Annotated in this window: 11 protein-coding genes; 5 read left to right on the plus strand and 6 right to left on the minus strand. The window is 75.1% G+C overall.

The features are described 5' to 3' along the window. Nucleotides 1-101: 101 nt before the first annotated feature. Complete coding sequence (locus Q2K16_RS11685) at nt 102-1,238, minus strand: glycerate kinase family protein (protein WP_302745333.1); 1,137 nt, start codon at nt 1,236-1,238, stop codon at nt 102-104. Between the two features lie 94 nt (nt 1,239-1,332). Here Q2K16_RS11685 and nadA point away from each other — a divergent pair, with 94 nt between their 5' ends. The 3 genes from nadA (at nt 1,333) to Q2K16_RS11700 (ending at nt 4,845) form a co-directional block, all read left to right on the plus strand. Next, nucleotides 1,333-2,532, plus strand: a complete 1,200-nt coding sequence (gene nadA, locus Q2K16_RS11690; RefSeq protein WP_302745334.1) for a quinolinate synthase NadA — start codon at nt 1,333-1,335, stop codon at nt 2,530-2,532. A gap of 238 nt (nt 2,533-2,770) precedes the next feature. Then, entirely contained in the window at nt 2,771-4,126 is a 1,356-nt protein-coding gene (gene murA, locus Q2K16_RS11695; protein WP_088644655.1) for a UDP-N-acetylglucosamine 1-carboxyvinyltransferase, read from the plus strand. Between the two features lie 95 nt (nt 4,127-4,221). Further along, on the plus strand, nt 4,222-4,845 hold the full coding sequence (locus tag Q2K16_RS11700) for a DUF3043 domain-containing protein (protein WP_204959364.1): 624 nt from the start codon (nt 4,222-4,224) through the stop codon (nt 4,843-4,845). 83 nt (nt 4,846-4,928) lie between these two features. On the opposite strand, the gene Q2K16_RS11705 is transcribed toward Q2K16_RS11700, so the two are convergent. From Q2K16_RS11705 to Q2K16_RS11715, 3 genes are read right to left on the minus strand one after another with little or no spacing between them, the layout of a single operon-like run. Next, nucleotides 4,929-5,909, minus strand: a complete 981-nt coding sequence (locus Q2K16_RS11705) for an ABC transporter ATP-binding protein (protein WP_302745337.1) — start codon at nt 5,907-5,909, stop codon at nt 4,929-4,931. Then, nucleotides 5,906-6,757 carry an ABC transporter permease gene (locus tag Q2K16_RS11710; protein WP_489671876.1) on the minus strand — a complete coding sequence of 284 codons (852 nt, stop codon included), beginning with the start codon at nt 6,755-6,757 and terminating at the stop codon, nt 5,906-5,908. The genes Q2K16_RS11705 and Q2K16_RS11710 overlap by 4 nt, the downstream gene beginning before the upstream one ends. Continuing rightward, a complete protein-coding gene (locus Q2K16_RS11715) occupies nt 6,750-7,598 on the minus strand; it encodes an ABC transporter permease (RefSeq protein WP_302745338.1) in 849 nt (282 codons plus the stop codon). The genes Q2K16_RS11710 and Q2K16_RS11715 overlap by 8 nt, the downstream gene beginning before the upstream one ends. A gap of 161 nt (nt 7,599-7,759) precedes the next feature. Between Q2K16_RS11715 and Q2K16_RS11720 the strand changes: the two genes are divergently transcribed. Both Q2K16_RS11720 and Q2K16_RS11725 read left to right on the plus strand, forming a co-directional pair. Then, on the plus strand, nt 7,760-12,805 hold the full coding sequence (locus Q2K16_RS11720) for a WG repeat-containing protein (protein WP_302745339.1): 5,046 nt from the start codon (nt 7,760-7,762) through the stop codon (nt 12,803-12,805). Nucleotides 12,806-12,856: 51 nt separating this feature from the next. Next, a complete protein-coding gene (locus Q2K16_RS11725; protein WP_302745341.1) occupies nt 12,857-13,855 on the plus strand; it encodes an aldo/keto reductase family protein in 999 nt (332 codons plus the stop codon). Between the two features lie 49 nt (nt 13,856-13,904). Here the strand turns inward: Q2K16_RS11725 and Q2K16_RS11730 are convergent, their stop codons facing one another. Next, complete coding sequence (locus Q2K16_RS11730) at nt 13,905-14,702, minus strand: site-2 protease family protein (RefSeq protein WP_145921064.1); 798 nt, start codon at nt 14,700-14,702, stop codon at nt 13,905-13,907. Continuing rightward, on the minus strand, nt 14,702-14,902 hold the full coding sequence (locus Q2K16_RS11735; protein WP_302745343.1) for a hypothetical protein: 201 nt from the start codon (nt 14,900-14,902) through the stop codon (nt 14,702-14,704). The genes Q2K16_RS11730 and Q2K16_RS11735 overlap by 1 nt, the downstream gene beginning before the upstream one ends. Between the last annotated feature and the right edge of the window lie 16 nt (nt 14,903-14,918).

Below are 14,918 nucleotides of genomic sequence, written 5' to 3' on the forward strand. Positions count from 1 at the left end.
GTACGCCGCCCCGGCGGAGCCCACCCGGCCGGCGCGATCGCCGCCGCAGGCCGTCCCCGGCGGCCCGCCCGCCGGGCCGTCGGCGGGCCCGCCCCGGCAGCTCAGCGGCTCCACTGCCGGGCCAGCCGCGCGCCGAGCGCCCGCAACCCCTCGGCGGGCCGGCCCATCGCCGCCGCCACCCCGCCGCGTTCCTCGCCGCCGAAGTGCTCCACCAGGCTGTACGCCTCGGTCACCCCGGCGGAGGCGGCCTCCCGCCGGCCGGTGCTGACCCGGCCCGCCAGCACCACGCAGGGCACCCCCCGGTCGCGGGCCGCGCCGGCCACCCCGGCGACCACCTTGCCGCGCAGCGACTGGTGGTCGAACGACCCCTCCCCGGTGACCACCAGATCACAGTCGTCGAGGGCGGCGTCCAGGTCGATGGCCCGGCTCACCAGGTCGATGCCGGATTCGCAGCGCCCGCCGAGGGCGAGGATGGCCGCGCCGAGCCCGCCGGCCGCGCCACCGCCGGGCAGCGTGCCCAGGCCGGGCGGGCAGCCGGGCAGGTCCCGTTCCAGCACCGCCGCCCAGCGCTCCAACGCGGCGTCGAGCAGCAGCACGTCGGCCCGGTCGGCACCCTTCTGCGGGCCGTAGACGCTGCTCGCGCCGTGCAGGCCGAGCAGTGGGTTGTCCACGTCGGTGGCGGCTACCAGGGTGGCGTCGCGCAGCCGGGGCGTCCCGTCGAGGGCGGCGACGGCGGTCAGCGCCGCCCCGCCGTACGGCAGGGCCCGGCCGGCGTCGTCGAGCGGGGTCGCGCCGAGGGCGGCGAACAGGCCGGCCCCGCCGTCGTTGGTGCCGGAACCGCCCAGCCCGACCACCACCGTCCGGGCACCGTGCTCGACGGCGGCGGTGACCAGCGCGCCGAGGCCGTACGAGGTGGTGGCCGTCGGATCGCGTTCGGCGGCGGTCAGCAGGTGCAGCCCGCACGCCTGGGCACTCTCCAGGTAGCCGACGCCGTCGGCGGTGAGCAGGATCTCACCGGTGACGGGCCGGCCCAGCGGGTCGACCGTCGGCACCGTGACCCGGCGGCCGTCGAGCGCGCCCGCGAGCACCGTGACGAAGCCCGGCCCGCCGTCGGCGAGGGGACGGATGAGCAGCTCGTCGGCGTCGTCGACCTCGCGCCAGCCGGCGGCGACGGCGGCGGCCACCTCCGGGGCCTGAAGGGTGCCGGCGAACTTGTCCGGACAGAGCAGCACGCGCATGTCCCGAGTGTGGCAGGACACATCGGCACGGGGCAGTGTGGGAGCCCACATCGGCAGCGGTCGTGCGGGCGGCCCGCTGTGGGACCATGAGGACGTGACTTCGACCTGGGTGGAACCCTCCAACACGGCGACGGCGCTGCTGCTCCTCGGCCGTGGCAGCGACCCCGCCACCGAGCGTGGCGTGGAGTGTCCGGGAGACCTGCCGGCGCCGAGCGACCCGGACCTGGTGGCCCGGGCGACGGCGGCGAAGGCCGCGCTGGGCACGAAGGTGTTCGTCCTCGGCCACCACTACCAGCGCGACGAGGTGATCCAGTTCGCCGACGTCACAGGCGACTCGTTCAAGCTGGCCCGGGAGGCCGCGGCCCGGCCCGACGCGGAGTACATCGTCTTCTGCGGCGTGCACTTCATGGCCGAGAGTGCCGACATCCTCACCACCGACGCGCAGCGGGTCATCCTGCCCGACCTGGCGGCCGGCTGCTCGATGGCCGACATGGCGGTGCTGTCGCAGGTCGAGCGGGCCTGGGAGGTGCTGACCGACCTGGGCGTCGCGGCGGACACCGTCCCGGTGACGTACATGAACTCCTCGGCCGACATCAAGGGTTTCGTCGGCCGCAACGGCGGCGTGGTCTGCACCTCGTCGAACGCGAAGCGGGCGCTGGACTGGGCGTACGCGCAGGGTTCGAAGGTACTGTTCCTGCCCGACCAGCACCTCGGCCGTAACACCGCCGTGCTGGAGCTGGGCTACTCGCTCGACGACTGCGTGCTCTACGACCCGCACAAGCCGAACGGCGGGCTCACCGCCGAGCAGGTGCGCGACGCGAAGATGATCCTCTGGCGGGGGCACTGCTCGGTGCACGGCCGGTTCACCCTGGACAGCGTGCAGGACGTCCGGGCCCGGGTGCCCGGGGTCACCGTACTGGTGCACCCGGAGTGCCGGCACGAGGTGGTCACCGCCGCCGACCAGGTCGGTTCGACGGAGTACATCATCAAGGCGATCGAGGCGGCCCCGGCCGGCTCGGCGTGGGCGGTCGGCACCGAACTGAACCTGGTGCGCCGGCTGGCGCTGGCCCATCCGGACAAGCAGATCATGTTCCTGGACAAGGCGGTCTGCTACTGCTCCACGATGAACCGGATCGACCTGCCGCACCTGGTCTGGGCGCTGGAGGAGCTGGTCGCCGGCCGGGTGGTCAACCAGATCACGGTCGACGCGGACACCGCGCACCATGCCCGGGTGGCGCTGGACCAGATGCTCGCGCTGCCGGGCGTCGACACCCCGCCACCCGCCACCACCTGATCACCCAAAGTCACCATCGAGGTACGGAAACGTACCGGATTCCCGGTTCGTTCCCGTACCGGCGCGGTGACCAATTCCCATTTCGTCACGGAGGGCTATGCTGCCGGGGCGACGTACCACGGGGACCGTTTTGGGCCGGCCCCGTTCCGGGTAGCTGGACAGCTCGTACCGGACAGCTGGACAGCATGCCCCATCATCGACTCACCCCGCACCACCCGACGCGCGCTGGAGGTTTGCGTTGACGGACGACGTCCTGGTCGTACACGGAGGTACCCCGCTCGAAGGGCGGATCCGCGTGCGCGGCGCGAAGAACCTGGTCTCCAAGGCGATGGTCGCGGCCCTGCTGGGCGACTCGCCCAGCCGGCTGTTCGACGTCCCCAAGATCCGTGACGTCGAGGTGGTCCGCGGGCTGCTCGGCCTGCACGGCGTGAAGGTGACCGACGGCACCGAGGACGGCGAGCTGGTCTTCGACCCGTCCAACGTCGAGAGCGCCAGCACCGACCAGATCAACGTGCACGCCGGTTCCAGCCGGATCCCGATCCTGTTCTGCGGGCCGCTGCTGCACCGCCTCGGCCACGCCTTCATCCCCGACCTGGGCGGCTGCCACATCGGCCCGCGCCCGATCGACTTCCACCTCCAGGCCCTGCGCGAGTTCGGCGCGACTGTCGACAAGACCCCCGAGGGTCTGCACCTGTCCGCGCCGAACGGGCTGCACGGCACCAAGTTCGCCCTGCCGTACCCGAGCGTCGGCGCGACCGAGCAGGTGCTGCTGACCGCGGTGATGGCCGAGGGCGTCACCGAGCTGCGCAACGCCGCCGTCGAGCCCGAGATCATCGACCTGATCTGCATCCTGCAGAAGATGGGCGCGATCATCAAGGTGCACACCGACCGGGTGATCGAGATCCAGGGCGTCAAGAAGCTGCACGGCTACACCCACCGGCCGATCCCCGACCGGATCGAGGCGGCGAGCTGGGCGGCGGCGGCGCTGGCCACCCGGGGCCACGTCGAGGTGCTCGGCGCGCAGCAGGCCGACATGATGACCTTCCTGAACATCTTCCGCTCCGTCGGCGGCGAGTACGAGGTCACCGACGCCCGCCCGCCGAAGCTCGGCGACCCGGGCCAGGAGGGCGGCATCCGGTTCTGGCACCCGGGCGGCGAGCTGAACGCGGTGGCGCTGGAGACCGACGTGCACCCCGGTTTCATGACCGACTGGCAGCAGCCCCTCGTGGTGGCGCTGACCCAGGCCCGGGGGCTGTCGATCGTCCACGAGACGGTCTACGAGCAGCGGCTCGGCTACACCGAGGCGCTGAACACGATGGGCGCCAACATCCAGGTCTACCGGGACTGCCTCGGCGGCACCCCGTGCCGGTTCGGCCGGCGCAACTTCAAGCACTCCGCGGTGATCGCCGGGCCGAGCAAGCTGCACGCCGCCGACCTGGTCATCCCGGACCTGCGGGCCGGGTTCAGCCACCTGATCGCGGCGCTCGCCGCCGAGGGCACCTCCCGGGTGTACGGCGTCGACCTGATCAACCGGGGCTACGAGGACTTCGAGGCCAAGCTGGCCAGCCTCGGCGCGCACGTCGAGCGGCCGTAACCACCCGCGTCCCGCAGCCGGCCCCTGCCGTCGGCCCGGCCGACCCGCTCCACCGAGCGCCCGGTGCACCCGTGATGTGCACCGGGCGCCGTCGTATGGCTACCCTTCACCTCGTGCCGTCGCTGTTTCGCCGCAAGTCCGCCGACTCCGACTCCTCCGCCACCGCCCCGGTGGTGACCGAGGAGCCACCCGCCGCGCGCCCCCGGGGGTACACCCCGAGCAAGAAGGAACTGGGCGTCGAGACCCCGAAGCGGCCGGTCGCCGGCCGCCGGCCGGCCGGCCCGACCCGGCCGCTGACCAAGGAGGAGGCCCGGGAACAGCGTCGCAAGGCGCGTACCGAGGCCGCCGCCGAGTTCCGCCGCGAGGGCGGCCCCCGGGACCGGGGGCCGGAACGGCTGCTCGCCCGCAACGTGGTCGACTCCCGGCGGACCATCGGCACCTGGTTCTTCGGCGGCGCGTTGATCGTGCTGATCGGGTCGAACGCGGCGATGCCGCAGGCGATCCGGCTCGCCTCCAACGTGGTGTGGGGTGCGCTCGCGCTCGGCGTGGTGATCGACTCGGTGCTGATCTCCCGGCGGATCAAGAAGCTGGTGCGGGAACGCCACCCCAACAGCGGCGAGCGGATGGGGTCGCTCTACCTCTACGCGATCATGCGGTCGATCACCTTCCGCCGGATGCGCGCCCCGGCCCCCCGGGTGAACATCGGCGACCCGATCTGACCGACGTCTCCCGACGGCCCCGCCCGGTGGCGGGGCCGTCGTCGTGTCCGGCGGGCCCGGACGGCGGGGCGGGAGCGGGGCGGTCAGGCCGGGCGGCGCGGGTCGGGGGCCGGGCTCCGGTAGAGCCGGGCCACCACGTCCTCGATGTCCGGTTCGACGATCGAGAGGTCACGCAGCGCGGCCAGCCCGGCCAGCGCGGAGACCACCTCGCCCACCCCCGCCGACTCCAACGCGTAGACCAGCCGGTGGCCGTCCGCCTCGACCCGGTGCAGCGTCGCCCCCGCCGGTCGCGGCGGGACCGCCAGCGGGGCGTCCAGGTCGGCGACGACGAGCCGGCGGGAGCCGTACCGGGCGTGCAGGGCGGCGATCGTCCCGTCGTGCACCACCCGGCCGTGGTCCACCACCACCAGCCGGGCGCAGAGCCGTTCGATGTCGGCCAGGTCGTGGGTGGTGAGCACCAGCGTGGTGTCGCCGGTGCGGCCCAACTCGGCGAGGAACCCCCGGACCGCCTGCCGGCTCACCACGTCCAGCCCGATGGTCGGTTCGTCGAGGAAGAGCACCTGCGGGTCGTGCAGCAGCGCGGCGGTCAACTCGCCCCGCATCCGCTGCCCCAGCGAGAGCTGACGGACCGGGGTGGTCAGGAAGTCGTCCAGGTCGAGCAGGTCACGGCAGCGGCGCAGCCGGGCGGCGTGCGCGGCGGCCGGCACCCGGTAGAGGTGCCGCAGCAGGTCGAACGAGTCCGCCAGCGGCAGGTCCCACCACAGTTGGGAACGCTGGCCGAAGACCACCCCGATCCGCAGCGCCAGCCGGGTCCGGTCGGCGACCGGGCGCAGCCCGCACACCCGGACCCGCCCCGCCGACGGGCTCAGCACGCCGGTGAGCATCTTCAGGGTGGTCGACTTGCCCGCCCCGTTCGGGCCGATGTAGCCGAGCAGTTCGCCACGCTCCACCCGCAGGTCGATGCCGTCCACGGCGGTGACCGTCCGCTTCTCCCGACGCAGCCGGCCCGCCTTGACCCGTACCGTGAACTCCTTGCGCAGCCCGTCCAGTTCGATGACGCTCATGACCCCGTACTCCGGTAGTGGCGGATGCCGGTGCGCCAGGCCGCCGCCGCGCCGGCGACGGCGACCAGCGCCACCCCCGGCGCGACCCAGCCGGCCCACGACGGCAGGCCCAGCGGATCGGCGCGGCCCAGCAGCGCCAGCGCCGGCTGGTAACTGACGAAGGCGAAGCCCAGGCCGTACGCGAAGGCGGCCCGGAACCACCCGTCGAAGACGGTCGCCGGGTACGTGGTGAAGTCCCGCCCGCCGTAGGTGACCGCGTTGGCCAGCTCGCCTGAGTCGACCCACCAGAACGACACGGTGGCGGTGACCACGAAGACCGAGCCGAAGAAGACCACCCCGGCCAGCGGGGCGACCACCGCCAACGCCACCCGGGCCGGGGTCCAGTCGATCCCGGCCGAGGTCAGCGCCACCACCAGCACGCCCACCCCGAACAGACCCCGGGACACCTTGCGCAGCGGCAGGTTCATCAGCAGCAGTTGGGGCAGCGCGCCGAGCGGACGCAGCAGCACCGCGTCGAACAGGCCGGTCCGCACGTGCGCGGACAGCCGTTCGATGTTGCCTACCAGCAGGTCCGCCACGGCGAAGGCACTGGCCGACAGCCCCACCATCACCGCCGTCTCGCGCAGCGTGAAACCGCCCAGTTCCCGGGTCACCCCATAGATCACCAGGACGGTGACCACGTCGAACACCGTGGCACCGAGGTTGCCCACCAGGTCCAGCAGGAACGACGCCCGGTAGGTGGTCTGCGCCCGGGCCTGCGCCCCGAGCAACGCCTTGTATGCCCCGACCGTCCCGCCCGGCCGGGCGGGACGGTCCGCCGCGGTCACCGCCGTCCGGTGCTCAACCACCCTGCACCACCAGGTGACGTTCGGCCCGCCGCTGCACCAGCCGGCAGACCGCCAGCACCAGCGCCGCCCAGCCGAGCTGGAGCGCGACCAGGCCGACCTGGACGGCCGGCGGGTCCCGCTCCACCAGCACGTCGAGCGGGGTCTGCAGCAGGCTCGGGAACGGGGTGCCGAACCACAGCGCCAGTTGCAGCCAGTCGGGCAGGAAGCGCAACGGGAAGTAGAGCCCGGCCAGCACCCCCGAACCGAGGGTCCACAGCAGCACCGGGCCCCGCGCGTCCTGCCACCAGTAGGCGGTGGCGTTGACCAGGAAACGGCAGCCGAAACAGAGCACCACGGCGGTCACCACGGAGACCACGAAGAGCCCGAGCGTCGACCACCGCGACGGCAGGTAGACGTCGAAGAACAGCGGCCCCACCAGGACCGGCGGCAGCAGCCGGGCCAGTGCGGCGTACCCGGCCCGGCCCAGGTCGGTGGCGAGGTAGCTGGTCACCGGGTGCACCGGGCGGAGCAGGTCGGCGGCCACGTCGCCGGTACGGATCCGGTCGGCCAGGTCCGTCCAGCCCCAGAGCAGCACGACGGCGATCAGCCCCTGACCCGTCCAGACGAAGGTGGCGAGCTGGGCCCGGTCGTACCCGCCGACGGTCCCGGCACCGGCCGCGGCCAGCAGCACCGCGCAGCGCAGAAAGCCGAACACGGTGTTGGTCACGGCCCCGGCCAGGGCCGCTTGGCGGTAGGTGGAGTAGCGGCGGAAACCGGCCCGGGATATGGCCCCGAATGTCCGGAACCATCGGGTAACGTTTGCGCTCGTGGACGGTGCCGTAGTGGCGGTGACCGAGCCCACGCCGTTACCCTCCTTCCGCAGCCCCGCCGTGCCGGACGGGGGACTCTACCGGCATCCCGGGGCGCCCTGCACGACAATTTGCAACGAGGTGACACCGCCGTGAGCGAGCGACGCGAGCCGGGCATCGGGCCGCGCCGCACGCGTGGACCCGGAGCCCCCCGGTGACGGGCTGGTCCGACCGTTGGGACGCCCCGGCGGAACCGTCCTGGGTGATCGAACCGACGAGCGAGTGGCATCCGCAGTTTCCCGGCCAGCGCTATCCCGGCGACATCGGCTCGCAGTACGCCGACCCCCGGGGGCGGGTCACCGCCTCGGGCCGCGCCGAGGTGCCCCCGCTCGCCCCGACCCGCTCCGACGGCACGTACCTCGGCCGGTCCTGGTCCGACCTGGACGACGGGCCGCCCCGCCGGGACGACCTCCGCGACGAGCGGCACGGCGACCACGACCCGTACCGCCGGCTGGCCGACGAGACGTACCGGGGGCCTGCGGACGACGCGTACCGGCGACCCGCCGACGAGGCGTACCGGCGGCCGGCGGACGAGCCGATCTGGCAGCGGGAACGCCGTCAGCCCGCACCCGAGCGGTACGACGACCGACCGGCCGACCGGATCAGCTGGTCGGACCGTCGGCGGGGCGGCACCGAACCGGCACCGACCGGTTGGCACCGCGACCGGGCCGACACCGACAGGTACGACGGCCCGCCCCGGCAGGAGCGGAGCGCACCCGGGACCACGCCGGTCTCCCCCGGCCGCCCACCCGTGTCCCCCGCGCCCCGCCACGAGCCGCCCCGCGCCCGCCCCGACCGGTTCACCGAACCGGACCGGCAGCGCGAACCCGACGAGGGCGTGCCCCGACGGCGTAGCACCAGCGAACGCCCCACCGCCGACCACCGCCTGACCGCCGACCGCCTGCCCACCGACCACCGCCTGGTCGAGGACCGCCGGCCCGTGGACGGCGGCAGTTCCGACCGGCGCCCCACCGAGCCCGCAGGGCAGGCCCGCCGCGCCGCCGGCCCCGGCCACCGTGTCGACGACGAGCCGCACCACCGCGCCGCCGACAGGTACGACCCGTACCCGACGGGCCCCGCACGAGGCGGGGACCTGCCGGCCCGGTTCCGGGAGGACGAGCCGCCCCGTCGGGACACCGACCGGCGGCCCGCCGCCCACGGACACGCGGACCGGTGGCAGCGCCCGCCCCAGGACGTCCCGCCGGTCCGCCCGCGCGACGACACCCCGCCCGGCCACCCGCCGCGCCACGACAGCCGGTCGACGACGTCCGCCATCCCCGAGGAGCGGTGGCAGCACCCGCGTGGCCACGACGAGCGCCGGCCGGCGCAGCCGTACGAGCCGGCGGCCCGCCATGTGGCGTACCCCGACCTGCGTCCGCAGGGCGAGCCGTACCGCGAGCCGTGGGGTCGTACCGGCACCGACCCCCGCCCGACGCGGGAACCGGACCACGGCCGCGACGGGCGGCCGGCGTACCCTCCACGGCACCCCGCCGAGCCACCCGCCCGCCGCGAGGACCGTCCGGCGACCCGGGGTGCCCCGGGGCACCCCGGCGACCGTCGCCCCGGCCTGGCGTCGTCCCCGGTACGTCCGGGCGTCGGTACGCCGCCTCTCGACCCGCCGCCCGGCCACCCGGTGTCCGGGGCGCCGGTCTCCGGGCTGCCGGTGTCACCGGCCCCGGTGTCGTCGCCGCCCGGCACGACTGCGGCGGGCCCGCCCGCGACCGGTCCGTGGGGGCCCCGCCCCGGTCCTCCCCCACCGCCGGCCAGCGCCCGGCCGGGTGGCTCCGACGCGCCGGCCCCGACGGCCGGTCGGCAGACCCCCCTGCCGCCGGACGTTCCCGCGTCCCCCACCGAGCTGCCCACCCGCAAGCGCCACGCCGCCGCCCGGCCGCCCGTCCCCGCCCCGGACCGGGCCACCCCGGTCTCCACGCCGCCGGCCGCCCGGTTGCACATCGAGTTCCGCCGGCCCCCGGAGAACACGCCACCGGTCGACCGGCCCGCCGGCCGCACCCCCGCCGCACCCACCGGCCCCGGGACCGACCGACCCAGCGACCCGGACACCGCAGGGCTGCCCTCGGCCGCACCCGGGACCGACCTGGACACCGCAGGGCTGCCCTCGGCTGCGCCCATCACCGGCCCCGGGGCCGACCGGCCCAGCAACCCGGGCACCGCAGGGCACCCCCCGGCGGCACCCGCCACCGACCGACCCGCCCTGGAGATCACCCCGGACCGGCCCCGCCGGTACGTCCCGCCGGCACCGGAGTCCGGTGGCACCGACCGGCCCGCGAGCGCCGCCCCGACCCCGTCGGGAGGCTCGGCGGCCTGGTTCCGGCCCGGCCGGTCGGCCGCCTCGACGGACGGCACGACGGCGGCCGTCCGCACGACGGGCAGCACCACGCCGGACCCGTACCCGGCCGGCCGCCCGGCCGCCCCCGACGGGGCACCGACCGGTGGCACGGACCTTCCCGTGCCCCGCCCGCCGGCACCCCCGCCGCACGCCACCGCCCCGGACCAGCCAGCCACCACAGGCGACCCCGGCCGGTCGACCACCCCGGCCGGCGGCCCCGCCGACCCCGGTGGGCGGCCCACCGCCGGAGCCGAGGCGCACACAGTGGACGGCCCGGCCGACGTCGGAGCCGCTGCCGGGCGTCCCGTCCCGGCGACCCCCGCCGCCCCCGCTCCGGCCGGTGGACGCTACCGAACCGCCGGGAGTGGTCTTCCCGCGACGACGGACCCGGCCGTGTCCCTGGACGGGCCGGGCGAGGACGGCCCGGAGGACCGGTCCGGCGCGGTGGACGTCGACGCCGGCCCGACGCGGGAGGCCACTCCGGTCACCCCCGCCGGACCCGTTCCGGTCGCCGGCCACACCGTCCCGGCCGCCGTCCCCGACCGCACCGTCCCGGTGTCCCCCGCGCCCGTCACCGGCAGCACCGTCACCGATCCGGTCGACACCGCCCTGCCCGGCACCGCCACGGCCCCACCGACCGCCACGGCCACGACCGGCCCGGACGGCACCGCCGTACGACGCGACGACCCGGCCCACACCGGTCCGGTCAGCACCAGACCCACGAAGCCCGGTCAGGCCGGCACCAGCACGGAGGACGACGGCGCGGCCCGCACCGATCCGGCCGACACCGCATCGACCGACACCGGCCCGGCCGACACCGCATCGACCGACACCGGTCCGGCGGACAGCCGCACGGGAGCCGATGGACCGACCCGCACCGGCCCGAACCCAACCGATCCGATCGGCACGGGGCCGGACAGCACCGTGACCGTCGGCACCGGACCGAGCGGCACCGTGGAGGCCGGCGACGATCCGGCGGCCGCCACCCCCGCCTTCGGCGCGACCGGTGCGGTGGCGGCGGGCGACATGCCGGGGCTGGTCACGAAGGCTCCTGGACCCGCCGACAGCACGACGGGGGCGGCCGACAGCACGGCGAGACCGGCTGACAGCACGGCGGGGCTCGGCGGCGGCGGGACCCGCCACGACACCGGCCCGGCGGCCACGGCGACGGCCGGTGACCCGCCTGGACCGCCCGCCCGGGCCGTCCCCGCGCGCCCGACCGCGACGGCGGACCGGCCGGCGCCCCCGGACCGGGCCGACGCCACCGAGCCGCCGGCGACCGAGGACCGGGCCGGCACCATCGACCGGCCGGCAACCACCGACCGGACCCCCACCCCGGCCCGGGCCACGCCCGAGGACCGGGCCACCGTCACGGAGCCGACGGGCACGGACCAGCCGACGGGCACGGACCGGCAGACGAACGCGGACCAGCCGGTAAACGCGGACCGGGCGGGCACCCCGGAGCGGGGGGCCACCGGGGACTGGGCCACCGCTGCGGGCCCGACCGCAGGCACCCCGACCGGATCCGGGGCCGCCGGGACGGCGGTGCGGCAGGCCGACCCGGAGCAGGTGCTCGCCGGCTACCGGTGGCGGCTGGACCCGGAAACCCTGCGCGAGGTGGTCGACGACCCGGCGGAGCTACGGACCACCCGCCGCCGGTTGACCGAGAAGCTCGCCTCGGCCCTGGACAACCGGGCCCGCGCCCGGCTGCTCAGCCTGCGGGCGGTGCTGTCCCGGCTGGTCGACGACCTGGACGACGCGGTGGCCGACGGCCGGCTCGCGTTGACCTACGCGGAGGCGACAGGTGAGCTGCGGCGTACCGCGCTGGCCCGGGCGCGGCTGGCCGAGGCGCTGCGGTGGAAGGGTGAGTTCACCGAGGCCGACAGGCTGTTCACCGAGGCCAACTCGACGGAGCTGCCGGACCGGCTGCGCTCGGCGCTGCACGAGCACGCCGGCCGGTCCTGCTACGACCAGGGCCGGTTGATCGAGGCGTGTGGACACTTCGAACGGGCCCTGGACCTGCACCGGGCCGAGGACCCGGAGCTGACCGACCGGATCGCGGTGTGCCTGGACGCGGTGCACGCCCGCGCGGCGGCCCGGGGCGGCTTCGGGCCGTACCCGCGCAGCCGGGACGAGGTGCGGCACGGCCGCCGGTCCCCGCGCCCCACCCACGACGGCCGGGGTCGCTGGGGGTACGCCGACACCGACGGTGACCTCGTCGTCGACTACCGGTACGTCGAGGCGCAGCCGTTCCACGAGCGGATGGCCTGGGTGCGCCGCCCCGACCAGGCCGGGTGGGAGCTGATCGACGAGACCGGCGGCACCCTGCTCGGTCCCGCGTACGCCCGGGTGCTGGCCTTCTCCGACGGCCTGGCCTGGGTCTCGCAGGGCGGCGACGCGGACTGGTCGGCGATCGAGCCCGACGGGACGGTGGTGGTGCCGGCGGGGTTCGAGGAGGTCAGACCGTTCCGGGCCGGGGTGGCGGCGGTACGCCGGGGCGGCTGGGGGGCAGTGGACCGGCACGGTCGGCTGGTCGTCCCGCCGCGCTACCACGGGATCGACACGACGCTGTCCGACGGTCGCCGGCTCGACGGGTTCACCGACGAGGGGCTGGCCGTGGTGGAGCTGGCCGGGCGGCGGGGGGTGCTCGACCGCACCGGCACCCTGCTGGTCCGGCCGGTGCACCCGGCGCTGGTGATCCACCCGGTGGCGTTCCTGGTCGGCGACGGGATGAATCACTGGGGGGCGCTGGACCGGCGGGGCGAACCGTTGATCCCGCCGGTGCACCCCGACTGGGACACGGTGGTGGCGGAGATCGACAGGTTGCTCGCCGACACCCACCCCGTGCTCTGACGCCGGCTGCGCCGACGGGTGCCCGGCACCTGACGGGGCTAGGGTCGGGGCATGGAATTCCGACACCTTGGCCGCTCGGGCCTCATGGTCAGTGAGATCTCGTACGGCAACTGGATCACCCACGGTTCGCAGGTCGAGGAGGAGGCGGCCCTGGCGTGTGTCCGGGCCGCCCTGGACACCGGCATCACCACCTTCGACACCGCCGACGTCTATGCCGGTACGCGGGCCGAGACGGTCCTCGGCAAGGCGTTGGCCGGGGAGCGCCGGGAGGGGCTGGAGATCTTCACGAAGGTCTACTGGCCGACCGGTCCGGGCCGCAACGACCGGGGCCTGTCCCGCAAGCACATCATGGAGTCGATCGACGGCTCGCTGCGTCGCCTCCAGACCGACCACGTGGACCTCTACCAGGCCCACCGGTACGACTACAGCACGCCGCTGGAGGAGACGATGGAGGCGTTCGCCGACGTCGTGCACGCCGGCAAGGCGCACTACATCGGCGTCTCGGAGTGGAAGGCGTCGCAGCTGCGCGAGGCGCACGCCCTCGCCCGGGAGCTGCGCGTCCCGCTGGTGTCCAACCAGCCGCAGTACTCGATGCTGTGGCGGGTCATCGAGTCCGAGGTGGTGCCCGCCAGCGAGGAGCTGGGCATCTCCCAGATCGTCTGGTCGCCGATGGCGCAGGGGGTGCTGTCCGGCAAGTACCTGCCGGGCCAGCCGCCGCCGGCCGGGTCCCGGGCCACCGACGAGAAGTCCGGCGCGAACTTCATCGCCCAGTGGCTGGGCGACGAGGTGCTGACCCGGGTGCAGCAGCTCAAGCCGCTCGCCGAGCAGGCCGGGCTGACCATGCCGCAGCTCGCCGTCGCCTGGGTGCTCCAGAACCCCAACGTCGCCTCGGCGATCATCGGCGCGTCCCGCCCCGACCAGGTGCACGACAACGTCAAGGCCGCCGGGGTGACCCTGGAGGCCGACCTGCTCAAGGCCATCGACGACATCGTCGCCCCGGTCACCGAGCGGGACCCGGGCAAGACGGAGAGCCCGGCCCAGCGGCCCTGACCGGCTCCGGCCGCACCCCACCCCCGGCCGGTCGCGGGGTGGGGTGCGGTCAGCTCTGCCAGAAGCGGATCAGGGACAGTGCGGTGCCGTAGAGCCACGGTGGCAGCCCCAGCAGGTCGCTGAGCCAGAAGACGGCGCTGAAGAACCAGCCGCCGATACGCGGGTTCCACAGCAGGGCGAACAGCAGGATGAACCCGAACGGCGCGAAGATGTCGTACATCCGGCGGTACTGCGGGCTGAGCCACGGCTGGATCATGTTGCCGCCGTCCAGGCCGGGCACCGGCAGCAGGTTCAGCACACTCGCGGTGAGCTGGAGGAACGCCAGCAGCGCCACCCCGGCCCAGAACTCGATCGGGCCGCCGGCGTCGATGCCCACCCGCAGCACCACCACCAACAGCAGGGTGAACAGCACGTTGGTAGCCGGGCCGGCGAGACTGACCAGGGTGTGCCGCAGCCGGCCCGGGATGGCGTGCCGGTCCACCCAGACCGCCCCGCCGGGCAGGCCGATGCCGCCGAGCAGCACCACCACCACCGGCAGCACGATCGACAGCAGCGGGTGGGTGTACTTCAGCGGGTTCAACGTCAGGTAGCCCCGGTGGGCGATGTCCCGGTCGCCCGCCCGGTAGGCGACCACGGCGTGCGCGTACTCGTGCAGGCAGAGCGAGACCAGCCAGCCGGAGACGACGAAGAGGAACACGTCGAACCGGACGTTGCCGACGCCGTTCCAGGTCAGCACGCCGCTGGTCACGAAGAGCGCGACCAGGGCCAGGAAGACCGGGCTGGGCCGGAACGCCGCCCGGGGCACACCGAGCACCAGCGGCTCGCCCCCCGGGCGGTCGCCCGCCATCACTCCGCCGTCGGCAGCAGGCTCATCCGGTAGTCCACCCGGTCGTCCTCGACGAGCGTGACCGCGGTGACGCCGGACGACGCGAGCTCCCGCCAGGTCTGGCCGATCCAGGACTCGGCGTCCGCCTGGCTGCTGAACGTCTCCGCCGGCCCGTCGAGCGGTGCGCCGTCCGTGCCCTCGTACCGCCAGCTCCACGCCATGCCGCGTCTCCCCTCG

The sequence above is a fragment of the Micromonospora cynarisoli genome (genome assembly GCF_030518815.1).
Classification (GTDB): domain Bacteria; phylum Actinomycetota; class Actinomycetes; order Mycobacteriales; family Micromonosporaceae; genus Micromonospora; species Micromonospora wenchangensis.